This window comes from Sulfitobacter sp. LC.270.F.C4, assembly GCF_032922545.1.
GTDB classification, from domain to species: Bacteria; Pseudomonadota; Alphaproteobacteria; order Rhodobacterales; family Rhodobacteraceae; genus Sulfitobacter; species Sulfitobacter profundi.
On the sequence record NZ_CP136692.1, the window covers coordinates 2247727 to 2271887 of the forward strand.

Below are 24161 nucleotides of genomic sequence, written 5' to 3' on the forward strand. Positions count from 1 at the left end.
TTGTTGCGGCACCTTTCGGCTGATAGAATTAAACAAGTGTTCAGTTCCAAGGACACATGACTTCAGGGAGGAGCCGCGATGGATTTCGCATTGAACGAGGAACAGACCGCCATTTTCGACATGGCCCATGCATTCGGGCAGGAGAATATCGCGCCCCACGCCCACCAATGGGAGAAAGACGGCACCATCCCCAAAGAGCTTTGGCCAGAGGTCGGCGCATTGGGGTTCGGCGGGCTTTATGTCTCTGAAGAGACCGGCGGCGCGGGGCTCACACGTCTGGACGCCACGCTGGTCTTTGAGGCGCTGTCGATGGCCTGCCCCTCGGTCGCGGCGTTCCTGTCGATCCACAACATGTGCGCCAAGATGCTCGACACCTTTGCCAGTGACGAGATGAAAGAACGCGTGATGCCCAAGGTGCTCACGATGGAAACCGTGCTGAGCTATTGCCTGACCGAACCGGGCTCCGGCTCAGATGCGGCGGCGCTCAAGACCCGTTGCGCGCGCACAAACGACGGCTACACGCTGAACGGCACCAAGGCTTTCATCTCAGGCGGGGGCTATTCGGATGCCTATGTCACCATGGTGCGTACGTCGGATGACGGCGCTAAGGGTGTCTCGACAGTCTATGTCGAGGATGGCACGCCGGGTCTCAGCTTTGGCGGGCTGGAAGACAAGATGGGCTGGCGCAGCCAACCGACGGCGCTGGTGCAGTTTGATGACTGCAAGGTCGGTGCGGAGAACCTTGTTGGCGAAGAGGGCAAAGGCTTCAAATACGCGATGGCGGGCCTCGACGGTGGGCGGCTGAACATCTCGGCCTGCTCGCTCGGGGCCGCGCAAACTGCGCTGACCAAGACGCTGGAGTACATGGGCGACCGCAAAGCCTTTGGCCAGAGCATCGACCAGTTCCAGGGGCTGCAATTCCGCCTTGCCGATATGGAGATCGAGTTGCAAGCTGCGCGCACCTTCCTGCGCCAAGCGGCGTGGAAGCTCGACACTGGCGCGCCGGATGCGACCAAGTTCTGCGCCATGGCCAAGAAATTCGTGACCGAGACCGGCAGCAAGGTCGTCGACCAATGTCTGCAGTTGCACGGCGGCTATGGCTACCTTGCCGACTACGGGATCGAGAAACTGGTCCGCGACCTACGGGTGCACCAGAATCCTTGAGGGCACGAATGAGATCATGCGCGTGATCGTTGCCCGCGACATGCTCAAGAACCGCTGAGGCCCCCATGAGTGATATCCACATCCGCAAAGCGGGCCGCGCCGGACGCATCACGCTCACCCGGCCCAAAGCGCTGAACGCGCTGAGCTACGACATGTGCATCGCCATCGAAAAGGCGATCGACGACTGGCGCGATGACCCCGAGGTCGCCGTGATCGTGCTGGATGCCGAGGGTGAAAAAGCCTTCTGCGCGGGCGGTGACGTGGCACAGCTCTACCAAACGGGCAAGGATGGGGATTTCGACTTCGCCCGTCGTTTTTGGGCCGATGAATACCGGCTTAATAACAAGCTGCACGGCTTTCCCAAGCCGGTGATCTCCTTCATGCAGGGCTTCACCATGGGCGGCGGGGTCGGCATCGGCTGCCACGGCTCGCACCGGGTGGTGAGCGAAAGCAGCAAGATCGCCATGCCCGAATGCGGCATCGGTCTGGTGCCCGACGTGGGCGGCACACTGCTGCTGGCACAGGCACCGGGACGGATGGGCGAATACCTTGGCCTCACCGGTGCGCGGATGGGCGCGGGCGACGTGCTCCACGCCGGTTTCGCGGATTATTTTATCGCGCAAGCCGAATGGCCCGATCTTATCGCGCAACTGGAAGAGAACGGTGATCCCTTCATTCTCGACCGCGCGGCAAGCACCCCGCCCCCGTCCACGCTGGCAGAGGTTCAAGAGGAGGTGGACCGCCTCTTTCATGCCGAAAGCCTCAGTGAAATCGACGCGGCGCTTGCTATGTCCGACAGCGGTTTCGCCGCAGAAACAGTGAAAACCCTGCGCCGCAACTCCCCCCTGTCGATGGCCTGCACGCTTGAGATGCTGCGCCGCCTGCGCGGCCCCGACATCGGCATGGTCCCGGCACTGGAACAGGAATACCGTTTCACCGCGCGGTCACTGGAAAGAGGCGATTTCATCGAAGGTGTGCGCGCCGCGATCATCGACAAGGACCGCAGCCCCAAATGGCAACACGCCGACTGGGACGTGCCGCAGGCCGATATCGACGCCATGCTCGCCCCCTTGGGCGACAACGAATTGAAGTTGGAGGAAAATTCATGAGCAATCTTACAATCGGTTTCATCGGTCTGGGCAATATGGGCGGGCCCATGGCCGCCAATCTCGCCGCCGCTGGTCATACCGTGCGCGGCAATGACGTGGCCGGCACCACCGCCGAAGGGGTCGCCGAGGCCAAGACCATCGCCGAGGCGGTCGGGGATGCCGATGTGGTCATCACCATGCTGCCCAACGGCGCAATCCTGCGCCAAGTGGCCGAAGAAGCGGTCGCACATATGGCAGCGGGCGCGCTGCTGATCGATTGCTCCACCGTCGACGTCGAAAGCGCGCGTTTCGCGGCAGAGGCGGCGCAGAAGGCCGGATTGCTCTTTGTGGATGCCCCCGTCTCTGGCGGGATCGGCGGCGCGCAGGGCGGCACGCTCACCTTTATGGCGGGCGGCGCGGAGGCGGCCTTTGAAAAGGCCAAACCGCTGTTCGACATCATGGGTCAGAAAGCCGTTCATTGCGGCGATGCGGGCGCAGGCCAAGCGGCGAAAATCTGCAACAACATGATCCTTGGCGCCACGATGATCGCCACCTGCGAAGCCTTTGCACTGGCTGACAAACTGGGCCTTGATCGCGAACGGATGTTCGATGTGGTCAGCACGTCTTCGGGCTATTCTTGGTCGATGAACGCCTATTGCCCGGCCCCCGGCGTCGGCCCCCAATCGCCTGCCGACAACGACTACAAACCGGGGTTCGCGGCAGAGCTGATGCTCAAAGATCTGGGGCTGTCCCAACAGGCCGCGGAAATGGCCAATGCCGACACGCCGATGGGCGCGCTGGCCAAGGAACTCTACACCCGTTTCGTCGAGGAAGAAGGCGGCAAGGGCAAAGACTTCTCTGCCATGCTGCCCCGTTTTGAGCAGCGCGGCTGGCAAGGTTAAGCCGACCGCCCCCCACGCGGGAACGACATGACCCGAGCAGGCGTTAACTTCAGAATGACCCCATCTGAGGAGATCACCTGATGCGACGCCTGCTCATTACCACAATCCTGACCACCGCCTGCGCGACCGGCCCGCTGGCCGCCGCCGGAACCGGCTTTGCCCCGGCCCAGCCCGCGGTTGCCTTTGACAGCAGCGGCCCTGAGACGCTTTGGCTCGCCAAAGACGACAAGGGCGATAAGGGCAAAGACAAGAAAGACAAAAAGGCCAAGAAGAAGGACAAGCAGGAAAAGAAGGCCGAGAAGAAGAGAGAAAAGCGCGAGGAAAAGGCCGAGAAGCACAAAGAGAAGAAGGCCAAAAAAGACAAGAAAGACGATAAGATCGAGATCAAAATCAACGGTGATAAGGTCAAGATCAAAGGCGATGAGGTCAAACTGCCCAAGGGCATGGACCGCGCCGACTTTGATGAGCGCGTGACCCGCTTTACGCAGGACCGCGAGACTGTGGTCACCCGTCTTTTGAACACCCCGGCGCCCGAAGGGCGTGACATGGCCGCTATCCTCGGTGCGGCGGCGCTTGCCTTGGCCGCGCCTGAATTGAACGCAACCGCCGTGCCCGAGGACGAGCTGATTACCTATCGCAACTGCCCCCCCGGTCTGGCCAAGAAAGACCCGCCCTGCGTGCCCCCCGGACTGGCAAAACAGGGCGTGACTTATGAACAATGGGCCAGCTATTCCGACGATGAGCTGGACACTCTGCTGGAAGAGCGCCGCCAACCCTATCTTGAGGCCGATCCGCTGACCGAACGCGAGTTGCTCCTACTGGAGTCCAACCAGATCGCACAGCTCTACAGCCTTGATGCCGCGCCTGCTGGCCATCGCTACGCGCTGATCGATGGTCAGCCGGTGCTGCTCAGCAACGAAGATCACACCGCCCTGCTGCGTATCAACGAATTGGCGCGGGTGCCCACCATTGGCTCAGGTGTGAACATCGCTCCGACCGCCGCGCTGACGCAGGCGGACCTCATCAATCTCTACCGTCTGGCCGAGCCGGAAGAAGGCTATAACTACGCGGTACTGAATGGGCAGGTGATTTCGCTGCGCGATAGCGCTTATGAGACGCTGCAACTGATTCGCATCGCCCGCGCCGTATTGTAAGGACACGCCGCAGGCCAAGCCAACCAAGTGGCGGCGGTTATTCCGCCGCCACTTTTGTTTGCTTATATAGCATCGGCTTGAGGTACTTGCCGGTATGGCTTTCGGCCACGTCCGCGACCTTTTCGGGCGTCCCTGTAGCCACAACCCGGCCACCGCCGTCACCACCCTCAGGGCCGATATCGATAATATGATCGGCGGTTTTCACCACATCTAGGTTATGCTCAATCACAACCACGGAATTGCCCTGATCGACCAATTCGTGCAGCACTTCCAACAGCTTGCGCACGTCTTCGAAATGCAGACCCGTTGTCGGTTCATCAAGGATATAAAGCGTGCGTCCGGTGGAGCGTTTGCTCAACTCCTTGCTGAGCTTCACCCGCTGCGCCTCACCGCCCGACAGGGTCGTGGCCTGCTGTCCGACCTTGATATAACCCAGCCCCACGCGCATCAGCGCATCCATCTTTTCACGGATCGACGGCACGGCGGCAAAGAAGCTTTGCGCATCTTCCACCGTCATATCGAGAACATCGGCGATGCTCTTACCCTTGAACCTCACCTCCAGCGTCTCGCGGTTATAGCGCGCGCCTTTGCAGGTCTCGCATTCCACGTAAACATCCGGGAGGAAGTGCATCTCAATCTTAATGACCCCGTCACCCTGACAGGCCTCGCAACGCCCGCCTTTGACGTTGAAAGAGAAACGCCCGGGCTTATAGCCGCGCTCTTTCGCTTCCGGCAAACCGGCGAACCAATCCCGGATCGGCGTGAATGCCCCGGTGTAGGTCGCTGGGTTCGAACGCGGAGTCCGACCGATGGGCCGCTGGTCAATATCGATGACCTTGTCGAGATGTTCCAACCCTTTGATGGTCTGACAAGGCGCAGGTGTCTGCCGCGCGCCATTCAGGTTCATCGAAGCGGTTTTGAACAGGGTTTCGATCGTGAGGGTGGATTTGCCGCCCCCCGACACGCCCGTAACACAGACGAATTTACCCAGCGGGAAATCTACTGTCACATTCTGCAAATTGTTGCCGGTGGCCTTCACGACCTGCAGCTTCTTCTTGTTCCCCTTGCGCCGCTTCGCCGGGACCGAGATTTCACGAACGCCGGTAAGATACTGACCAGTAACAGAATTCGGATCATTCGCCACCTGTTCTGGCGTGCCATGGCTTACCACTTGCCCGCCGTGAACCCCAGCACCCGGCCCGATGTCGAACACATAATCAGCCTCGCGGATGGCCTCTTCGTCATGCTCTACAACGATCACCGTATTTCCCTGATCCCGCAGGTTCTTCAAGGTATCCAGCAATCGGTCATTATCGCGCTGATGCAGCCCGATCGACGGTTCATCAAGCACGTAAAGCACGCCCGTCAGGCCAGAGCCAATCTGGCTTGCCAAGCGGATACGCTGGCTCTCGCCACCACTTAAAGTACCACTTGAACGCGACATCGTAAGATACTCAAGACCCACGTTATTTAGAAACCCAAGACGTTCCCGGATTTCCTTTAGAATGGCTTTCGCGATTTCATTCTTCTGCGGGGTCAGATGGTCTGGTACCGCCTTGCACCAGTCAAAGGCTTCACGGATCGACATCTCCACCACCTTACCGATGTGGAGCAACTCGTTCTCATTGCCAGTCGTGGGGCCAATCCGTACCGCAAGCGCTTCGGGCCGCAAGCGATAGCCGCCACAGGTGCCACAGGGGCGGTTGTTTTGATAGCGTTCAAACTCCTCGCGGACCCAGTTGCTGTCCGTTTCGCGGTAGCGGCGCTGCATATTGGGGATCACCCCCTCAAACACGCGCTTGACCTCATAAACGCGCCCGCCTTCGTCATAGCGGAAGGTAATCTCTTCCTTGCCGGAACCACGAAGGAACACCTCTTGCACCTTCTCAGGCAAGTCTTTCCAGCGGGTCTTTTGGTCAAAATTATAATGTTTCGCAATGGCTTCGATGGTTTGCTTAAAGTACGGGGACTTCCCCTTACGCCAAGGCGCCAAGGCCCCGTCATAGATTTTCAGGTTCTGATCCGGCACCACCAAACGCTCGTCAAAAAAGAGCTCGACACCAAGGCCATCACAAGAGGGGCAAGCCCCAAAAGGCGCGTTGAAGGAAAACAGTCGCGGCTCAATCTCAGGAATGGTGAAGCCACTGACAGGGCAGGCAAATTTTTCCGAAAACGTATGACGCTCGGGCTCGCCTTCATTGGGCGCCGTTTCGAGAATGGCGATGCCATCGGCAAGGTCGAGCGCCGTGCGCAGCGAGTCCGCCAGGCGCGTTTCCAGCCCTTCGCGCACCACGATCCGGTCGACGACAACATCAATGTCATGGCGGAATTTCTTGTCCAACGTCGGCGGCTCATCCAGATCGTAGAATTCACCGTTCACCTTGACCCGTTGAAAGCCTTGCTTGCGCAATTCTATGAACTCTTTGCGGTATTCGCCTTTGCGGTCGCGAATAATCGGCGCCAGCAGATAGGCCCGCGTGCCCTCTTCCATGGTCATGATCCGGTCGACCATGTCCTGCACCTGCTGGGCTTCGATAGGTTTGCCGGTGGCCGGGCTATAGGGAGTGCCGACGCGGGCGAACAACAGCCGCAGATAGTCGTAAATCTCGGTCACCGTGCCGACGGTGGATCGGGGGTTCTTTGAGGTGGTCTTCTGCTCGATTGAAATCGCGGGGCTGAGACCGGAAATGTGATCCACATCCGGTTTTTGCATCATATCAAGGAACTGCCGCGCGTAGGCCGACAGTGATTCCACATAGCGCCGCTGCCCTTCGGCATAGATCGTGTCGAAGGCAAGGCTCGACTTGCCCGAGCCGGAAAGCCCGGTAATTACAACCAGTTGGTCACGCGGAATATCCACGTCGATGTTCTTTAGATTGTGCTCGCGCGCGCCGCGCACTTCGATGTTCTTCAGCTCAGCCATGACATGCCCCTCTTAACGGTTTGTACATAGGTGCTGATGCAGTGTTTTCCAACGGAAAAGTGAGAACTAAACAGGAACGCACCGACTGCGACGTCGGGCCGCACCAAGGAGGAGATGTGCCACCAGCCCCATAACAAAGGCCCCACCCGCCAATAAAGGCAAGGCCGCGCCGCCAAAGCTCGCTAACCCGAACGCCATGACCGGTGTGCCAAGGCTGTTTCCAAGGTTCCCCATCTGCGCCACTGCGCCGTTTGCCTGCGCCTGCGCGGCGGGGCCGCTGTTGAGTTGCGCGACCGCGGTAAAACTTGCGCCTTGGATCAGGCCCATGGCCCCAGCCAGTGCCAAACAGGCCAAGGGCGCGCCGGGCGCGAGCCAGAGCCAAAGCATAGAAAGGGCGGAAAGGGCAAAACCAGTTTGCACAACAGAGACCGCCGGTAGACGGCGGAGCAACGCGACGCCGATGGTCATCGAGACCGCGATGCTGGTCAGCGGCATGGCCGCCATCGCGGGCGCGCGCCATGCTTCCGGGAGGTAGGGCGGCAAGACAGTGAGGATGGAAACGAAACTGAATGTATAGAACAGCCAACCCGCCGCCGGGGCGGAAAGGAAGGGAGAGCGGTAGATCGCGAGGTGATCACGCAGTATCTGCGGCAAAGAGAATGGCGGCTGAGGGCCCTCGTCCGGCAGACTGCGTAAGCTGCCGGAAAGCACCAGCGCACAGCCCGCCATATAGAGCGCGTGGACGGCGAAAAGCGCAGGCACGCCCCATGTCAGCGCAAGCGGGCGGCCTATGAGGGTCAGGATCGCGAAAGCCACGCCAAAGAAGGTGCCCCAGAGGGTCAGGGTAAACCCACGGTCCTTCACGGTACTGAGTTGCGCAATCAACGTCGGCGCAGCAACGACGATGGCCAGATGCGACAGCCCTTCGACCACGCGGCTGGCCAGCATCCAACCGAAATCCGGCAGCACTGCCTGAAAAGCCGATACAGCCGCGCCAAGCCACAGGGCAAATAGCAGCGCGCGACGGTAGCGGATACGGGCGACCACCAGCCCCGCCACAACGCCAAGGAGGATACCGACACCGCCCACCATTGAAACCAAGAAGCCCAGCGACGCTCCGGCCTGCGGATAAATCTTTGGAAGCAGGTCGAAGATGACGCTCATCTTCCCATATTGCGCCGCCGCCCCCAGGCCCGCGGCCCAAAGCGCGAACACGCGCGGAAAGGAGGTTTGGTCAGCCATTAGCTCTCAGTTCTTCTGGGCCAGCGCCCAAGCGCAAAGCGGCATTTCGGGATCGTTAGTCAGGTCATCCGTGTTTTTATCGAAACGCGGCGGCCAGTCGGGTTCAAGATTGCGGGCGGCGGCGGCACGGTTACCCCATTGTCGCGCGATGACCCGGCTCTCGTCGAAGCCGGCTTCGATCAGCAAGTTCTTCAGCCCCCGTGCGGACCAGCGCGAATTGTCATTGGGGGCCGCATGAAAGGGGATGAAAAACGGAACAGCGATCCAGAAATACCCGCCCGCTCTGAGCATCTGTTGCACATGGGCCAGCGCCGTATAAGGCCGGTCAAGATGCTCCCAGACCTGATTGGCGAGGATCAGATCAAACTGCCGCACGGCACTGGTTTCGGGGTCGGTAAATGGACCTGCGCAGATGTCATAAGCCGGGTAGCCAAACTGGATATAGCTCTTGAATGCGAAGCGCTTACCGAACCTGCCAGAGATTTCGGCGGCATCCAGCGTCGCCGGGTTCAAACGGCCAATCAGCCGACGGCTGCGGCGGTGCATGACGACACGGTTAAGGCTGACCACGACATGGCTCCCGACGGATTGGCCAAATTGCGGCGGGGCGAGGCGCGGTCAATGCACCCTGCCCCGCCCGCGTTACATGTGGATCACGCGGTCAAAGGCGTCGAGCACGGATTCGTGCATCATCTCGCTGAGTGTTGGATGCGGGAAGACGGTGTTCATCAGGTCTTCTTCGGTGGTCTCCAACTGGCGGCCCACGACGTAGCCTTGGATCAGCTCGGTCACCTCGGCCCCGACCATATGCGCGCCCAGAAGTTCGCCAGTTTTGGCATCAAAGATGGTTTTCACCAGCCCTTCCGGCTCCCCCAAGGCCACGGCCTTGCCATTGCCGATAAAGGGGAAGCGACCAACCTTGATGTCATAGCCTTGCTCTTTGGCCTTCGCCTCGGTCAGGCCGACAGAGGCGACCTGCGGGTGGCAATAGGTGCAACCGGCGATGCTTTCGGGTTTGACGGGATGTGGTTTCTGGCCCGCGATGAGTTCGGCCACCATCACCCCTTCATGGCTCGCTTTATGCGCAAGCCACGGCGCACCAGCGATGTCGCCGATGGCATAGAGCCCGTCGACACCAGTGCGGCAATATTTGTCCGTCACCACATGGGTCCGGTCAACTTTGACGCCAAGTTCTTCCAGGCCCAGACCTTCGGTATTGCCGACAATGCCAACCGCAGAGATCACGGTGTCGAACTCAAGCTTTTCGACTTTGCCGTCACGTTCGATATGGGCGGTAACCTTGTCGTCCGCACGGTCGAGTTTCTTGACCGTGGCCTTTTGCATGATGGTCATGCCCTGCTTCTCAAACGCCTTCTTGGCGAATTTAGAGATTTCTTCATCTTCTACTGGCAGAACACGGTCCATCACCTCGACCACGGTCGTGTCAGCGCCGAGTGTGTTGTAGAAGCTGGCGAATTCGATCCCGATGGCGCCGGAGCCGATGACCAGCAGCTTCTTGGGATCATGGACGGGCTGCAAGGCGTGGCGGTAGGTCCAGACGCGCTTGCCATCCGCCTCGAGCCCCGGCAGTTCGCGGGCGCGGGCGCCGGTTGCCAAAACGATATTCTTGGCCGTCAACTCTTCGCTGCCCTTGTCAGTTTTGACAGAGACCTTGCCCTTTGCCGGGATCGAGGCTTCGCCCATGAAGACGTCGACCTTGTTCTTCTTCAGCAGATGTTTGACCCCGCCTTCCATCTGCTTGGCGACGCCACGCGAGCGTTTGACCACCGCTTCGAGATCATAGTCGATCTTATCCGCTGCCAGACCAAAGTCCTTGGCGCGGTGCATCAGGTGAAACACTTCGGCAGAGCGCAGCAGCGCCTTGGTGGGGATACAGCCCCAGTTGAGGCAGATGCCGCCCAGATTTTCTCGCTCAACAACCGCGACCTTCAGGCCTAGCTGTGCGCCACGGATGGCGGCGACATAGCCGCCCGGCCCCGCACCGATCACGATCAGATCAAAGGATTTGGCAGCCATGGCAAGGACCTCGCGTTAGGGTTTGCAAATATAGTTTACCGCTAAACCATATTTGCAATCGCCACAACCACGCGAATTTACCCTGCCCTGCCGAAGCTCAGGCCGCTTGCAGCTTTTCACGCAGCTGTTTGACGGTCCGACCATATCCGCCTTGGTCGATATAAGAGGTCTCCTGCGCGGTGAAACTGCGCGACAGCGCCGCGTTTCGGTAGGGAAAGCGGCCAAACTGACGGATCACTTCGCGGTGCGCGCGGGCGTGCAGCAGGTTGCTGCCATTGCTTTCCGGCATCCGTTCGCACATCAAACGCACGCAACGGTCCTGATCGCAGAGGTTCTCTGAATGCATCAGCGGCAGGTAGAAAAACTGCCGCTCGGGCGCTTCCACGCGCATGTCCCAGCCCTTCTCGATCCCCAGCTTCGCGGCCGCGAGCGCGATACGATCGCTGGCAAATGCCTTGCCGGTATCGCGGAACATATTGCGCGGGAATTGATCGGTCACGATCAAAAAGGCCAGCGCGTCGGTAGGATTGGTCAGCCAATGGTTCAGCTTGCCCGCCTCTGCCTCACTCCAGAGCCCCTCGAAACGGCTGCGGATCTCGGCGTCCAGCGCATCGGAACTATTGTACCATCCCGCCGGACCCACGTCCTTGAGCCAGAAATTCAGTACATCTTGGGGTTCTGCATTTGTGGCAGCCATCCCGCACACTCCTTTGCCGTCATCTGGGCGTTTCGTTAAAGTTAAGAACGTCTTACCCCAAAAGCCTAGTCACGTTTTATGTCATCCGCGACATCGTTATCGCTATCAGGGGCGTTTTTGTCAGCTTCGGCGTTTTCTTGGGCAGCTTCTTCGGCGGCTTCCTGTTCCGATTCAATGGCATACTCTTGCGCGATTTCCACGGCCACAGCGGTGGCAGAGGGGTAAATCGGCACGTAGTTGCCCGTTTCGTCCACCGGAACCGCAGCACGCTGCGTCTTACGGTAGGAAGCATAGCCGGCCAGCGCGGCAAAGAGCACGGCGGTAAAGAGGTAAAAGCCCCCCGGCCCCAGAGCCGTGCCCATCATCCAACCGGTAATCACCGGGCCAAGGACGGCACCTAAGCCGTTGATAAACAACATCCCACCCGAGGCCGCGGCCATGTCCTCTTGTTCGAGGAAATCGTTGGTATGGGCCATGATCAGCGAGTAAAGCGGGTTCGACATGCCGCCCACAACAAAGGCCGTGGCGAGCAAGATCGGGAAAATATGCCCCAGCATCATGCCGACCATGGAGCCCGCGCCACCGATCAGCGCGGTGATGACGATCAGGCTGCGTCGGTCCATCCGGTCAGAAATCCAGCCGATGGGATATTGCAGGATCACCGAACCGACAAAGAAGGCCGCCACGAAAAGTGAGATCTGCGCGACGCTCAGACCTGCCTCGGCACCGTAAACCGCCGCCATGCCGAACTGCGCCGAGAAAACACCGCCCAAAAGGAACATACCGACACAGCCGAGCGGAGAAGTCTCCATCAGGGTGCTCAAACTCATCGGTTTGGTGGTGCCGAAGGGCGGTGTGGGGCTGATCGACAGCAGGATCGGCGTGACCGCGATGCTCACCAAAACCGAAGGAATAACAAAGAGCACAAAGCCCGACGGGTCAGCCGTCAGCAACAGCGCTTGGGCGATGACGATGCCGAGTGTTTGCACGATCATATAGGCCGAAAGCGCCTGCCCCCGGTTCTCGTTGGTGGCGGCATTGTTGAGCCAGCTTTCAGCGGTCACGTAAACAGCCGAGAAACAAAAGCCGATCAGCACCCGGCCCAGCGACCAGACGATGGTATTGGGGAATGTCGGGTAGAGGATCATCACCGCCGAGATCAGCGAGGCCAGCGCCGCAAAGACCCGCACGTGGCCCACACGCCGGATCATCCCCGGCGCCATCCGCGACCCGCCTAAAAAACCGACGAAGTAAGCCGACATGACGATCGACATTTGCAGGGTCGAAAACCCTTCGATGCCGCCGCGAATACCCAGCAAAGTGCCCTGCATGCCGTTGCCGACCATCAACAGGCACATGCCCAGCAATAGCGCCCATGCGCTTGAAACCACTTGAATCATCGGTCAATTCCTTGTTCGCCCAAGCCCTCCCATGGACGGCAATCGCAGGCTAGTCACCCCCTAGAACGACATTCAAGCGGGTTTTTGCGCCTCAGGCAGCAGAAGAGAGGAATCGCCGTATGAAAAGAAACGGTATTTTTCGGCGATGGCATGGGCGTAGATGTCTTTTACCTGCTGCACGCCCATCAGGGCCGAGACCAGCATCATCAGCGTGGATTTGGGCAGGTGAAAATTCGTCATCAGCCCGTCGGTCACGTTGAAGTCGAACCCCGGCGTGATGAAAATATCGGTATCCCCTTCCCACGCCGCGATCTGCCCGCCGCGCGCCGCTGTTTCGATCAGGCGCAGCGCGGTGGTGCCCACGGGGATCACGCGCCCTCCGGCGGCACGGGTGGCGGTGATCTCTTTGGCGGCCTCGGCGCTCACCCGGCCCCATTCGGCGTGCATTTTGTGCTCGGAAATGTCATCGACCTTGACCGGCAGGAAGGTGCCCGCCCCGACATGCAGGGTGACATGGCTAAAGGTGACCCCCTTGGCCGCCAGCGCCCCGAGCAGCGCCTCGTCGAAATGCAGCGAGGCCGTGGGGGCCGCGACCGCGCCTGCGTGGCGGGCAAAGACGGTTTGGTAATCCGTCATATCCTGCGCGTCAGCCGCGCGCTTTGCGGCGATATAGGGCGGCAGCGGCATGGCCCCGGCCGCATTCAGCGCAGCATCGAAATCATCACCTGTGCAGTTGAACCGCAGATGCCCCTGCCCGTCTTCCACCGCCTCAAGCGTGGCGCGCAGATCGTCGGAAAAGACGACTTCTTCGCCGATTTTCAGCTTGCGCAGGGGTTTGATCAACGCCGACCACGTGCCATCGCCGCGCGGCTCTAAAAGCGTGACTTCGATTTTGGCCTGCACCGCCCCTTGGGCCGAGGCACGGTGGCGCAGCCCAGAAAGCCGCGCCGGGATCACGCGGGTGTCGTTCAGCACCAAACGGTCGCCGGGGCGCAGCCAGTCTGTCAGGTCGGTCACGCGGCGGTCATGCAACTGATCCCCCGCGGCCACCAACAACCGGGCAGAGCTGCGCGGATTGGCGGGGCGCGTGGCAATCAATTCCTCGGGCAGGTCGAAATCGAAATCGGAGAGCTTCATCGGTCGGCGTTCCTATTGGTCTGGCAGCATAGGTCGCCCGGCGCTTAGCGGTCCTCTGGCACCCGGGCAACCGGATTCGCTTGGCCCTGCACCGCCGGGGGTGTTGGGGGCGGGCGGCGGAACAACTCGCGGAACATGCCGGGCGTGAGCGCCGAGAGCGGATTGACCGAGACGCTCGGCTCTTTCGCGGCACCGGTCAGACGGTAGTTGAACCCGATCAGCCCCTCGCCTTTGCGGGTGAACAGCGACCCGATCCCGTTGAACATATAGACCGGAGAGATCACGCCCTGCATGTCGATCAACCCACTGTCGAGCGCATAGACCCCATCCATCGACAGCCCCAAGGACGCGCCCACGGCGCTGGCCTCGGTCAGGGTCAGGCGGTTCGGGGTCAGGCGAAACTTCGCCTCAACATCGTCAAAGTAAATGCCATCGCCGTTGAGTTCGTTGATCAGCCCCACGACCGAAATGGCATTGACCAGCGCCGCGATCCCCGGCGCGTCTTGAATGGCGACATTGCTGACCTCAAGCTGCCCATCAAAGGCCCCGCCTGACCCGACAGGCAGCAGGGTAAGCGACAGATTGCCCCCGACGACCTGTTTCACCAGCCCGGCCGAGCGCAGTATCCCGCCCGCATCATCCGAGACCACGCGCACCGCGCTGCGCCCGCCTTGGGGCAGGACCCGCCCTTGTACAGGCGTGCCGCCGTTGAGCCGCGCGGTAAAGGATCCGTCCATCCCCTTGGCCGTGTCAAAGGTGCCTGCAAGGTTCGTGAGGTATATCGTATCGGTGATCTGCAACCGGTCCAGCGCCACGCGCATCGGCGGTCCGGCTTGCCCCCCGGCCCCGCCAAACTCCGCCCGGCGCATGTCCAGCGTGCCGCCGCCCAGCACCACCTGCACTGGATTCCCCTTGCCACGCCCGATCAGTTGCACGGGGATATCAAGCCAGTCGCCGCGCCGCAGCCGGTCGATCCGCACGCGGTCCAACGCGCCGCCGGGTTTCAGGTCGATGGAGCCTGCCCCCCGCAGCCCCGGCGCGTTCAGTTGAAAGGCGTCGATGTTCGGCGTCTCGCCCAACCGTCCCACCAGCCGCAGCTCGCCCTTGACCTCCGGTGCCTTGGACCACGATAGCTGCGGCACGGAGACGCCCAAGCCCGCCAAATCGCTTCGCAGTGAAAACCGCGGTGCCGCGCCTTTCTTGAGGTCCACCGCAATCTGTCCGCTGCTCTCCCCGCGAAGGCTGCCGGGGGGCAGTGCGACGCCAAAAGCTTCGAGCCCCGCAGGGGTCAGCGCCACTTGGGCAGTCAGCCTGCTTTCGTCAGAGCCGGGCCCAATCGCCTGCGACCATTCCCCGTCGAAACCCACGCCATCGATACGTCCTTCGCCGCCGATGGTGATCCGATCATTGCTGGCGGTGATGGCCAGTTTGCTGGCCTGAAGGCTGCGGTTCTTGACCAGCGTATCGGTCGAAAGCGACAGCAAATCCCCCGCGAAGTGATAGCGCACATCTTCGGGCTTGCCGCCCTTTTTCAACGGCAGCGCCAGCGTGCCTTTCAGCACCGCCTCCCCATCCGCAAGCGTCACCGGCAGCCCGGCCTTTTCCATCACCCGCATCGGCGGCTGGTTCAGCAGCGACAGCGCGGCGGTCAGGGTTGACCGGGTATTGAGCCGGATCACCGAAGGGCTGCCGTCTTTCACGCGCACATCCGGGATGATGAAAGACGACCCATCCAGCGTCACCGCCCCGCCCTGCGGCGCGATCACCTCGCCTGCGTCCACCGTGACGACAAGACGATTATCGAGCAGGCTCATATGGCCGCTGCCGTCGGTGATATGCGGCAGGGTTTTCAAAAACCGCACCTCGGCCCCGGCGTAGTCGAAGGCCACATAGGTCTGCGGCACCTGCCCCGGTGCCATGCGCAGCGCCAGATCAAGGTTGCGCATCCGGCCTGAATGAAGGTTCTCGGCGAGCCATTTGCGGGTCTTGGGTTTCACCCCCTCGGGCCAGAGCGCCAGCAGACGCTCCGGGCTCAGCCTGTCCATGCGCCCGTCGAGCGACAGGTTCCAGCCCTCAGGCTCGGCCACAAGCGCCCCATTAAGGCACAGGCTACGGCCCTGATCGCTGATCTCCAAACGGCCCAGTTTCAGGCGAAACGGGTTGAGGCTGAGTTCAAAGTCGATATCCGCCTGATCCAAGGCCACCGTCTCGGGGTAGACTTCCGCCGGATTGGCGCGCAGATCGCGTAAGGAAAACTGCCCCACCATCCGCCCCGGAATGCCCCCCGTGACATCGCCCAGTTGTGAAGTGCCGGTGATGTTGCCCGACACCCAAGGGCTGTCGAGTGACATCTCGTCAAAGCGCAAAAGCTGGCGCGCGGGGTCATAGCTGAAGTAGCTCTGCGCCCCATCAAAAGGGATCGGCTTGGTCTGCGAGTTGGGCTGCAACACGCCTTTGCCGATTTGCAGCGATGCGTTGATCGGCGCAAAGCGGCCCGCGCTGTCGATCCCGCTGCGCACCGCGCCCGAAATATTGGCGCGCAGCACCTCTAGCCATGAAAACGCAGGCCCCTGTGCTGCGATGTCGCGCGCATCGATCCCGTCGAATGTCACACCAAAGGTCGCGGCATTCTGGCCGATGCGGCTGCTGTAATTCGCGGCATTCTGGCCGATGCGGCTGCTGTAATTCGCGGTGAGCGTGGCCACATCGGCCCCACCGCTCAGCACCGCAAGATCGGCCGACAGGTCAAGCTGATCGCCGCTGCGCGACAGGCGCAGCCGCCCGCCATCGCCGGTCCAAGCCCGGCCCGCGCGGGCATCCTCGAACCGCAGGGTCAGGGCGCGCAGCTCAACCGAGCGTAGGGCCGAGAGCGCGGGGGCGGCCAGCACCTCGTCGATCTGACCGATGAGTTGCGGCAGGGTCGCGGCCTCACGCTCAGGCGGGGCGATCCCGGCCCCGGCAGAGAGGCTCACCCGGCCATCCGCCCCCCGGCGCAGGTTTGCCACCACGCCTGAAAGGGAAATCGCCCGCGGCTGTGCCACACCGCGCAGCAGTGACCGCATCGACAGGCTGGCCTTGAACTCATTGAAACTGACGATCTCGTCGCCTTCGGGGGTGGTGACAAAGATATCTTGCAGCCGCACGCGCGGCCGCCAGCCTTCGTCGACGACGAATTCCATCGCGCCGAAATCCACCCGCGCCTGCGGCAGCGCAGTCGCGATCCGCGCCTCGATCCGCTCTTGCACCCAAAGCGGCGCGGGGATCGGACGCCCGGTGAAATAGACCGCCGCCCCCGTCGCCAGCGCCGCCAATAGCACCAACACCACAACCAATGCGATCCCCGCGCGGCGGCGCGGCCTGCGGCGGGACGACCCTTCGCCGTCTGGCGCAGGGGGGCTGGAAGGGGATGGGTCGCGCATCGGGCTCCGGTTCGGATAGGGCGGCTTTCGGGGGCGGCTTTGACGTTGTCAAATCAGATGCAGTATGACAGCCCTGAACGACCCTTCACAAGCCAAAGGAACCGCCCCATGTCGCAGATCGGACCCCAGCCCGGCCAACCGGCCCCGGATTTCACCCTTCCCGTGACTGGCGGTGGCGAGATTACGCTGTCTGCGCAGCAAGGCGGCCACGTGGTGCTGTTCTTTTACCCGCGCGATGACACGCCCGGCTGCACCAAGGAATTGATCGGCTTTTCCGAGCGGCTGTCGGAGTTTGCCGAGGCCGGTGTGCAGGTCTTTGGCATTTCGCGCGACAGCATGGACAAACACGATAAGTTCGCCGCCAAACACGCGCTGACCGTGCCGCTGTTGTCAGACACCGATGGCGCGGTGACGGAAGCCTATGAGGTCTGGGTCGAGAAGAACATGTACGGCAAGAAATCCATGGGCATCGAACGCGCGACCTATCTGATCGACGCCGAGGGGCAGATCGCCCAGGTCTGGCGTAAGGTGAAGGTGCCTGGCCATGTGGATGCGGTGCTCGACGCGGTGCGCGGCGCATGATGCCGCTGGCGGAAATGGCCGAGGCGGTGCTGCGCACAGCGGATGGGCGCGAAAAGACCGCACTGTCGCGGAAATTCGCAGCGGAATGGCTCTCAGCCCGGGCCGAGGGAGCGCGCCCCGAGGTGGGCCGTGCCGATCCGCCGCTGCACCCTGCCCGCCCCGCCCAGCCCGAATTGCTCAGCCCGCGCGAAGTGCCTCGCCGCCGCCCCGGCACGCCTGAGGGGCGCGCGGCGCTGTTGCATGCCGTGGCGCATATCGAATTGAACGCCGTGGACCTACATTGGGACGTGATCGCGCGGTTTTCGCATGTGCCGCTGCCCTTGGGGTTCTTTGACGACTGGGTCAAAGCCGCGGATGACGAATCCAAACATTTCAACCTAATGTGCGACTGTCTTGAGGAAATGGGCAGTCATTACGGCGCCATGCCCGCCCATGCTGGCATGTGGCGCGCAGCCGAAGACACGGTGGACGATCTGATGGGCCGCCTTGCCGTGGTGCCCATGGTGCTGGAGGCGCGCGGACTGGACGTGACGCCGGGCATGATCAAGATTTTCCGCAATGCGAAGGCCGACAGTGCCGTGGCAGCCCTTGAGACTATTTACGCCGAAGAAGTCGCCCATGTCGCCTATGGTAGCAAGTGGTTTCACTTCCTTTGTGGGCGCCATGACGAAGACCCGAAAGACCGGTTTCACGCCCTCGTGCGCAAGTATTTTCACGGCGATCTCAAGCCGCCTTTCAACGAAGAAAAACGCGCCGAGGCGGGAATCCCGCCCGATTTCTACTGGCCTCTCACGGCGGACGGGGGCCCAAGCTGATCCGGCCATAAAACACCAAGTGCTTGGTATCGGCGGTTTTTTGCCAATGGCAAAGCGCTTTTTCCGGGGCGAATGGGGGATTGCCGCGCAGGCGCGGGTCGCTGCGGGTCAATAGGGTTGCCCCATTCGCGGGCACTGGCTATTGACGTTGGGCGCGGGCTGGGCGAGCCCTCCGCGCCGACGGGACGGGACAAAGGACGACAACGTGCGCACACGGATTGCCATCAAGACGCATGCTCTGCTTGAGCATTATTTTCCCGAACGCCGCGTCTTTTTGAAATCCGACAGCGATACACGTTTCATCCGCCTGCGCCCCGGCACCCAGATTATCGGGCTGGCGGGGTCGGCCTTCCTCGTGTCTTGGGCCATCATCGCCACGGCGATCATTTTGATGGACAGCATCGGCTCGGGCAACTTTCGCGAGCAGGCCAAACGCGATCAGCGCACCTATCAGGCGCGTCTGAACGAGCTTTCCGCGCAGCGTGACCTGCGGGCCGAAGAAGCACTGGCCGCACAAGACCGCTTTAACGCCGCGCTCACACAAATTTCCGTCATGCAATCCGAACTGCTGGCGTCAGAGACCCGCCGCCGTGAGTTGGAGACCGGGATCGACGTGATCCAATCCACTCTGCGCGACACGATGAAAGACCGCCAAAAGGCCCGGCTGAAGCTGGCCGAATTGGAAGGCAGCCTTGAGAACGGTGAAGCGGGCAGCCTGCGCGCCGATGCCGATCAAGCGCCGGTCGATTTCCTTGCCCAAGCTCTGGCACGCACCGCGGCAGAGCGCGACAAAGTTGTGGTCGACGCGCAGGATGCGCTGCTGCAGGCCGATGAAATGGCGCAAGAGATCGCGTTGATGCGCGATCAGAACGACGCGATCTTCCGCCAGCTTGAAGAAGCGATGAGCGTCTCTGTCGCCCCGCTCGATAAGATGTTCCGCAGCGCGGGTATGCCGACCGACCGTATCCTCGCCACCGTGCGCCGCGGCTATTCCGGCCAAGGTGGCCCGATGACGCCGCTGTCCTTCACCACCCGCGGCGAAGAGCTTAGCCCCGATACGCTGCGCGCAAACCGTCTGCTGAACCAGATGGACCGGTTGAACCTTTACCGCATCGCCGCCGAAAAAGCGCCTTTTGCGAACCCGGTCAAAAACGCTTTCCGCTTCACCAGCCAGTTCGGCTATCGCCGCGACCCCAAGACAGGTGGCCGCCGGATGCACAAGGGCGTCGACTTTGCCGCTGGCATGGGCACGCCGCTTTATGCGACCGCCGATGGTGTGGTGATTCACGCCGGCTGGTCCTCGGGCTATGGCCGTTTGGTCAAGATCCAACACGAGTTCGGGATTGAGACCCGTTATGCCCACATGTCCAAGCTGCGCGTGAAAGTTGGTCAAAGAGTCTCGCGCGGGCAGCATATTGGTGATATGGGAGCATCAGGACGGGTCACCGGTGTCCATCTCCACTATGAAGTCCGCGTAGGTGGCAAGGCTGTTAACCCCATGATCTATATCAAGGCTGCAAACGATGTTTTCTAAAAGCAAAATCAACGATCCCGCGCCCCAGGATGCAGATGCGTCCAAACCGGCACCTTCCAGCGCTTCGGCGGCCCCTGCGCCCTCCAAGCAGAGCGAGTTCAAGGCCAGTGCCCCCAAGGCGAAGCCGCCCGCATCCGTTCTGTCTTCGGACCTGCATGTGACCGGCAACATGAAGACGACGGGCGATGTTCAGGTTGAAGGCACTGTTGAGGGCGACATCCGCGCGCATCTGTTGACCATCGGTGAAACGGCGACGATCAAAGGCGAGGTGGTTGCCGATGACGTGGTGATCAATGGCCGTATCGTGGGCCGCGTGCGTGGCCTCAAGGTACGTCTGACATCGACCGCACGGGTTGAGGGTGACATCATCCACAAGACCATCGCGATCGAATCCGGCGCGCATTTCGAAGGTTCGGTGCAGCGTCAGGACGATCCGCTGAACCCCGGCGCAAAATCCGCTCCGGCGCAGAAGCCGAACCCGGCGTCCTAAGACCCGCGGTCGGTTTACAGCATTCACGGGCGTCGCAGGAAACTGCGGCGCCCGTTCTCATTTCGGGCTTGCGGCGCGGGCTTAACGCCCCAGCATCCAAGTACCATCTGGCCAGAAGGCATCAAAGGCGAAGGCAAACATCACATCATGCGGCACGTCGCTGCCGGCGCTGTCACGCACGCGGATGCTGCCCACGTCACGCCCCTGGCCGATCTGCCCCGCGTCCAACGCCGAGGCCTGCCCTGCCCGCCACGAGATCGTCACACCGGCCTCACGCACCTCGCCTTCCTCGGCCAGGCGGTTGAGCCGCCACGCCCGGTCTCCCACACGCACCACGCGCTCTAGCGGTGCAATTCCGTGCGGCGGCTGCGCGCCGTCGTAGAGGAAGGGTTTGGCCGAAGAATTATAGTTCCGGTAAGGGTTGCGGCCATAGTCGCGGTTGTAGGAAGGTTCCTCCATCACCAGCCCGTCGGGGTATCGCGCGGTGAAATCGGCCCAGCTTTCCAGCCAGCTTGGGAGGTGCTTTAGCTCGGTGCCCGTCAGCGCCCCCACGATGGCGCGGCCTTCGGCCTGTTGCCACCAGCTTTGGGTCTCGCGGTCATACATCACCATGTCGGAATGGCGCAGCTTCCCTGATACGCCAAAGCGCAGCACCTGCCCCGCGACGCGGCGGTCAAAGACCAGCGCAGAGTTGCACAGCGGGCAAAAGGTCACGGCGATGGGCTGGCCATTGACCCTATCGTTAACAATCTCATGCCATGTCAGATAGCGGATCGGATAGGCGCGCGGTTTGGCACCCTCTATCGCGACCGTGATGACTGGCTCGCGCGGGGCGATGCGGGTTTCGGCGCGCGCGGCTTTAAAACCCGGTGCATCGAGTGCCGGGATGCCATCCTTGGGCGGCCCGCCCGAGATGATCTCGGACCAATCTGTGATGCTTGTTTTGGAAAAATCGGTCTCAGGCCATTCCCCCTGCCAGCGGGCGGGATCGGCGAGAAGACTGTTGGCCGCAAGGCCAAGGCTCAGAACGATGGCGCTTAATTTTATCATGGCCCGAGCGTGCCGCATGCGGGGGTGAGCAAGCAAGCCCACCCCACGCAATCGGGAACAGATGTTACTCGGTCACAGTGACCTTTTGCATCACGTCCGGCGTGCCGACAACGGCACCGTTAGGGCCGGTCCCGCGTTTAATGGCATCGACCACGTCCTGACCTTCGGTGACCTTGCCCACGACGGTGTACTGACCGTCAAGGAAGGGGGCTTCGTCGAACATGATGAAGAACTGACTGTTGGCGCTGTTCGGGCTCTGGCTGCGGGCCATGCCTACGACGCCCTTCTCATAGGCGATGTCCGAGAACTCCGCCTCAAGGTCGGGCTTGTCGGAGCCGCCCATGCCAGCGCGCGCGGTGTCGCCATCGGCGCGGCCAAACTGCACGTCGCCGGTCTGCGCCATGAAGCCGTCGATCACGCGGTGGAAGACCACCCCGTCATAGGCGCCTTCTTCGGCCAGTTCGGTGATCTGCGCGACATGGGCGGGTGCCACATCTTCCAGCAGGTCGATCTTGACGGTGCCATTGGCCTCGCCCGCAACTTCGATCTCAAGCCCGGTGGCCATGGCCGCCGAACCGAGGAGCGCCAAAACGGCGCTGGTGCCTACGAGCTTACGCATCTGCGGCCACCTTGACGGAGATCATGCGGTCGGGGTTCGCAGGCGGCTCGCCCCGTGTGAGCGCGTCGACATATTCCATGCCCGAGATGACTTGCCCGTAAACGGTGTACTGACCGTTGAGGAAATCATTGTCCTTGAAGTTGATGAAGAACTGGCTGTTGGCGCTGTCGGGGTTGGCCGAACGAGCGGCGCCGATGGTGCCACGCGCGTGGGGAACCTTGGAGAATTCCGCAGGCAGGTTCGGCAGGTCGGAGCCGCCGGTGCCAGCCGCACGCAGGTTGAAGTTGTCTTCCATGTTGCCGTTGGCCACATCGCCCGTCTGGGCCATGAAACCTTCGATCACGCGGTGGAAAGCCACGTTGTCGTATTTCCCGGCGCGGGCCAGTTCTTTCATGCGCTCGACGTGCTTGGGCGCAAGGTCGGGCATCAACTCAATAGTGACGGTGCCGCCTTTGAGTTCCATCAGGATGGTGTTTTCGGGGTCTTTGATCTCGGCCATTGGGCAATCCTTTGGTTTGTCTTTGCCAGATACCTAAGGAGCTTGGCCGCGATTGCCAAGCCGCGCATTGACCTGAGCCAAGATAACAGCAAAACACAGCGCAACGGATTGGATTGGGAGAAGACCGATGGGCTGGAAGACACTGGACGACATGGACCTGAACGGCAAACGCGTGCTTTTGCGCGTGGACATCAACGTGCCGGTGGAAGATGGCCGCGTTACGGATGCCACCCGGATCGAGCGGATTGTGCCCACGGTGAACGACATTCTCTCTCACGGCGGCAAGGTCACGCTGCTGGCGCATTTCGGCCGGCCCAAGGGCAAAGTCGTGGACGAGATGAGCCTGAAACAAGTCCTACCCGCGCTGGAAAAGGCCTTGGGCCGTGACGTGGCTTTCGTCCCCTCGCTTGAGGCGGCAGCGGAGACACAAGGCGATCTGCAACTCATGGAAAACATCCGCTTTTATCCCGGCGAAGAAGCCAATGACGAAGGCTTCGCCCGCCAATTGGCCGCGCTTGGCGATATCTATTGTAACGATGCCTTCTCTGCCGCGCACCGCGCCCATGCCTCGACCGAAGCGCTGGCGCGGCTGTTGCCTGCCTGCGCGGGCCGTTTGATGCAGGCGGAACTCTCGGCGCTTGAGGCAGCGCTCGCTAAGCCTGAGCGTCCTGTTGGCGCTGTCGTTGGGGGGGCCAAGGTCTCGACCAAAATCGCGCTCTTAGAAAACCTCGTGAACCGGCTGGATGTTCTGGTGATCGGCGGCGGCATGGCGAACACTTTCCTTGCCGCGCTCGGTGCTGATCTGGGCAAGTCGTTGGAAGAGCCGGATTATTACGACACGGCCAAAGACATCATGGCGCAGGCCGAAAAGGCGGGCTGCCGGGTGATCTTGCCGGTTGACGGTCTGGTCGCGCGTGAGTTCGCCAAAGGGGCCGCGCATGAGGTGGCCCAGCTCGGCCCCGATGCCAGCCTCGCCAAAGACCAGATGGTGCTGGATGCGGGCCCCGATACGGTCGCCTTGGTCGAAACGGCTTTTGCCGGGCTGCGGACCTTGATCTGGAATGGGCCGATGGGGGCCTTTGAAATTCCGCCTTTCGATACCGCCACCGTCGCCGCGGCCCGCGCAGCAGCGGCCAAGACGCGCGAAGGCACGCTGACCTCGGTCGCCGGGGGCGGTGACACGGTTGCCGCGCTAAACCAAGCGGGCGTGGCGGACGATTTCACCTATATCTCAACCGCCGGGGGCGCTTTCCTTGAGTGGATGGAAGGCAAAACCCTGCCCGGCGTTGCTGCTCTGGGCGGCTAAGCCGCGCAAAATCGTGATTTCGCGCTAAAAACAACGGGTTTCCCGCAATTGTGGGATTCCCATGTCGAATCGCCTGTGTCATACTGATGTCACGTCCGCCAAG

At 61.5% G+C, this 24161-nt stretch carries 19 protein-coding genes and 1 pseudogene; 9 read left to right on the plus strand and 11 right to left on the minus strand.

Annotation, left to right across the window (positions count from 1 at the left end; all coding sequences use genetic code 11):
* Positions 1 to 78 precede the first annotated feature (78 nt).
* The 4 genes and pseudogenes from R1T45_RS14895 (at position 79) to R1T45_RS14910 (ending at position 4308) form a co-directional block, all read left to right on the plus strand.
* Positions 79 to 1222 (plus strand): annotated as a pseudogene (locus tag R1T45_RS14895) (acyl-CoA dehydrogenase family protein).
* 7 nt (positions 1223 to 1229) lie between these two features.
* A complete protein-coding gene (locus tag R1T45_RS14900) occupies positions 1230 to 2273 on the plus strand; it encodes an enoyl-CoA hydratase/isomerase family protein (protein ID WP_317389458.1) in 1044 nt (347 codons plus the stop codon).
* Positions 2177 to 3154, plus strand: coding sequence for a 3-hydroxyisobutyrate dehydrogenase (gene mmsB / locus R1T45_RS14905; RefSeq protein WP_236627378.1), 978 nt, complete (start codon positions 2177 to 2179; stop codon positions 3152 to 3154). The genes R1T45_RS14900 and mmsB overlap by 97 nt, the downstream gene beginning before the upstream one ends.
* Positions 3155 to 3234: 80 nt before the next feature.
* A complete protein-coding gene (locus R1T45_RS14910) occupies positions 3235 to 4308 on the plus strand; it encodes a transketolase (RefSeq protein ID WP_317389459.1) in 1074 nt (357 codons plus the stop codon).
* Positions 4309 to 4345: 37 nt separating this feature from the next.
* On the opposite strand, the gene uvrA is transcribed toward R1T45_RS14910, so the two are convergent.
* From uvrA to R1T45_RS14950, 8 genes are all read right to left on the minus strand, one after another.
* Positions 4346 to 7231, minus strand: coding sequence for an excinuclease ABC subunit UvrA (gene uvrA / locus R1T45_RS14915; protein WP_317389460.1), 2886 nt, complete (start codon positions 7229 to 7231; stop codon positions 4346 to 4348).
* A 66-nt stretch (positions 7232 to 7297) separates the two neighbouring features.
* Positions 7298 to 8473, minus strand: coding sequence for an MFS transporter (locus tag R1T45_RS14920; protein ID WP_317389461.1), 1176 nt, complete (start codon positions 8471 to 8473; stop codon positions 7298 to 7300).
* Positions 8474 to 8479: 6 nt separating this feature from the next.
* Entirely contained in the window at positions 8480 to 9043 is a 564-nt protein-coding gene (locus R1T45_RS14925; RefSeq protein WP_317389462.1) for a methyltransferase domain-containing protein, read from the minus strand.
* Between the two features lie 72 nt (positions 9044 to 9115).
* Positions 9116 to 10510: a dihydrolipoyl dehydrogenase gene (gene lpdA, locus R1T45_RS14930; RefSeq protein WP_132443540.1), complete on the minus strand. Its 1395-nt coding sequence runs from the start codon at positions 10508 to 10510 to the stop codon at positions 9116 to 9118.
* A gap of 97 nt (positions 10511 to 10607) precedes the next feature.
* Positions 10608 to 11207 (minus strand): DUF924 family protein, encoded by a 600-nt coding sequence (locus tag R1T45_RS14935; protein WP_317389463.1) that lies wholly within the window; start codon positions 11205 to 11207, stop codon positions 10608 to 10610.
* Positions 11208 to 11272: 65 nt separating this feature from the next.
* Positions 11273 to 12607: an MFS transporter gene (locus R1T45_RS14940; RefSeq protein WP_067938394.1), complete on the minus strand. Its 1335-nt coding sequence runs from the start codon at positions 12605 to 12607 to the stop codon at positions 11273 to 11275.
* A gap of 72 nt (positions 12608 to 12679) precedes the next feature.
* A complete protein-coding gene (gene queA / locus R1T45_RS14945) occupies positions 12680 to 13744 on the minus strand; it encodes a tRNA preQ1(34) S-adenosylmethionine ribosyltransferase-isomerase QueA (RefSeq protein WP_132443541.1) in 1065 nt (354 codons plus the stop codon).
* A 44-nt stretch (positions 13745 to 13788) separates the two neighbouring features.
* A complete protein-coding gene (locus R1T45_RS14950; RefSeq protein ID WP_317389464.1) occupies positions 13789 to 17163 on the minus strand; it encodes a DUF3971 domain-containing protein in 3375 nt (1124 codons plus the stop codon).
* 108 nt (positions 17164 to 17271) lie between these two features.
* Between R1T45_RS14950 and R1T45_RS14955 the strand changes: the two genes are divergently transcribed.
* The 4 genes from R1T45_RS14955 (at position 17272) to R1T45_RS14970 (ending at position 20584) form a co-directional block, all read left to right on the plus strand.
* Complete coding sequence (locus tag R1T45_RS14955; RefSeq protein WP_317389465.1) at positions 17272 to 17745, plus strand: peroxiredoxin; 474 nt, start codon at positions 17272 to 17274, stop codon at positions 17743 to 17745.
* On the plus strand, positions 17742 to 18560 hold the full coding sequence (locus R1T45_RS14960) for a ferritin-like domain-containing protein (RefSeq protein WP_120350891.1): 819 nt from the start codon (positions 17742 to 17744) through the stop codon (positions 18558 to 18560). Before R1T45_RS14955 ends, R1T45_RS14960 begins: the two co-directional genes overlap by 4 nt.
* Before the next feature lie 205 nt (positions 18561 to 18765).
* Positions 18766 to 20094, plus strand: coding sequence for a M23 family metallopeptidase (locus R1T45_RS14965; RefSeq protein ID WP_067623553.1), 1329 nt, complete (start codon positions 18766 to 18768; stop codon positions 20092 to 20094).
* Positions 20084 to 20584 carry a polymer-forming cytoskeletal protein gene (locus tag R1T45_RS14970; protein ID WP_067623551.1) on the plus strand — a complete coding sequence of 167 codons (501 nt, stop codon included), beginning with the start codon at positions 20084 to 20086 and terminating at the stop codon, positions 20582 to 20584. Before R1T45_RS14965 ends, R1T45_RS14970 begins: the two co-directional genes overlap by 11 nt.
* An 81-nt stretch (positions 20585 to 20665) precedes the next feature.
* Here the strand turns inward: R1T45_RS14970 and R1T45_RS14975 are convergent, their stop codons facing one another.
* The 3 genes from R1T45_RS14975 to R1T45_RS14985 all read right to left on the minus strand — a co-directional run bounded on the left by R1T45_RS14975 (position 20666) and on the right by R1T45_RS14985 (position 22752).
* Entirely contained in the window at positions 20666 to 21634 is a 969-nt protein-coding gene (locus tag R1T45_RS14975; RefSeq protein WP_317389466.1) for a DUF3179 domain-containing protein, read from the minus strand.
* Between the two features lie 64 nt (positions 21635 to 21698).
* Complete coding sequence (locus R1T45_RS14980; protein WP_067623546.1) at positions 21699 to 22253, minus strand: peptidylprolyl isomerase; 555 nt, start codon at positions 22251 to 22253, stop codon at positions 21699 to 21701.
* A complete protein-coding gene (locus tag R1T45_RS14985; RefSeq protein ID WP_317389467.1) occupies positions 22246 to 22752 on the minus strand; it encodes a peptidylprolyl isomerase in 507 nt (168 codons plus the stop codon). The genes R1T45_RS14980 and R1T45_RS14985 overlap by 8 nt, the downstream gene beginning before the upstream one ends.
* A gap of 127 nt (positions 22753 to 22879) precedes the next feature.
* Here R1T45_RS14985 and R1T45_RS14990 point away from each other — a divergent pair, with 127 nt between their 5' ends.
* The gene (locus R1T45_RS14990) at positions 22880 to 24058 is read left to right on the plus strand and encodes a phosphoglycerate kinase (RefSeq protein WP_317389468.1); all 1179 of its coding nucleotides are present in this window, start codon (positions 22880 to 22882) and stop codon (positions 24056 to 24058) included.
* Positions 24059 to 24161 lie beyond the last annotated feature (103 nt).

What these genes read in the sequence shown, in the direction of transcription:
- R1T45_RS14900 (WP_317389458.1), top strand. Translation starts at nt 1,230, where the DNA reads ATGAGTGATATCCACATCCGCAAAGCGGGCCGCGCCGGACGCATCACG.
- mmsB (WP_236627378.1), top strand. Translation starts at nt 2,177, where the DNA reads ATGGCAACACGCCGACTGGGACGTGCCGCAGGCCGATATCGACGCCAT.
- R1T45_RS14910 (WP_317389459.1), top strand. Translation starts at nt 3,235, where the DNA reads ATGCGACGCCTGCTCATTACCACAATCCTGACCACCGCCTGCGCGACC.
- uvrA (WP_317389460.1), bottom strand. Translation starts at nt 7,231, where the DNA reads ATGGCTGAGCTGAAGAACATCGAAGTGCGCGGCGCGCGCGAGCACAAT.
- R1T45_RS14920 (WP_317389461.1), bottom strand. Translation starts at nt 8,473, where the DNA reads ATGGCTGACCAAACCTCCTTTCCGCGCGTGTTCGCGCTTTGGGCCGCG.
- lpdA (WP_132443540.1), bottom strand. Translation starts at nt 10,510, where the DNA reads ATGGCTGCCAAATCCTTTGATCTGATCGTGATCGGTGCGGGGCCGGGC.
- R1T45_RS14935 (WP_317389463.1), bottom strand. Translation starts at nt 11,207, where the DNA reads ATGGCTGCCACAAATGCAGAACCCCAAGATGTACTGAATTTCTGGCTC.
- R1T45_RS14940 (WP_067938394.1), bottom strand. Translation starts at nt 12,607, where the DNA reads ATGATTCAAGTGGTTTCAAGCGCATGGGCGCTATTGCTGGGCATGTGC.
- queA (WP_132443541.1), bottom strand. Translation starts at nt 13,744, where the DNA reads ATGAAGCTCTCCGATTTCGATTTCGACCTGCCCGAGGAATTGATTGCC.
- R1T45_RS14950 (WP_317389464.1), bottom strand. Translation starts at nt 17,163, where the DNA reads ATGCGCGACCCATCCCCTTCCAGCCCCCCTGCGCCAGACGGCGAAGGG.
- R1T45_RS14955 (WP_317389465.1), top strand. Translation starts at nt 17,272, where the DNA reads ATGTCGCAGATCGGACCCCAGCCCGGCCAACCGGCCCCGGATTTCACC.
- R1T45_RS14960 (WP_120350891.1), top strand. Translation starts at nt 17,742, where the DNA reads ATGATGCCGCTGGCGGAAATGGCCGAGGCGGTGCTGCGCACAGCGGAT.
- R1T45_RS14970 (WP_067623551.1), top strand. Translation starts at nt 20,084, where the DNA reads ATGTTTTCTAAAAGCAAAATCAACGATCCCGCGCCCCAGGATGCAGAT.
- R1T45_RS14975 (WP_317389466.1), bottom strand. Translation starts at nt 21,634, where the DNA reads ATGATAAAATTAAGCGCCATCGTTCTGAGCCTTGGCCTTGCGGCCAAC.
- R1T45_RS14980 (WP_067623546.1), bottom strand. Translation starts at nt 22,253, where the DNA reads ATGCGTAAGCTCGTAGGCACCAGCGCCGTTTTGGCGCTCCTCGGTTCG.
- R1T45_RS14985 (WP_317389467.1), bottom strand. Translation starts at nt 22,752, where the DNA reads ATGGCCGAGATCAAAGACCCCGAAAACACCATCCTGATGGAACTCAAA.
- R1T45_RS14990 (WP_317389468.1), top strand. Translation starts at nt 22,880, where the DNA reads ATGGGCTGGAAGACACTGGACGACATGGACCTGAACGGCAAACGCGTG.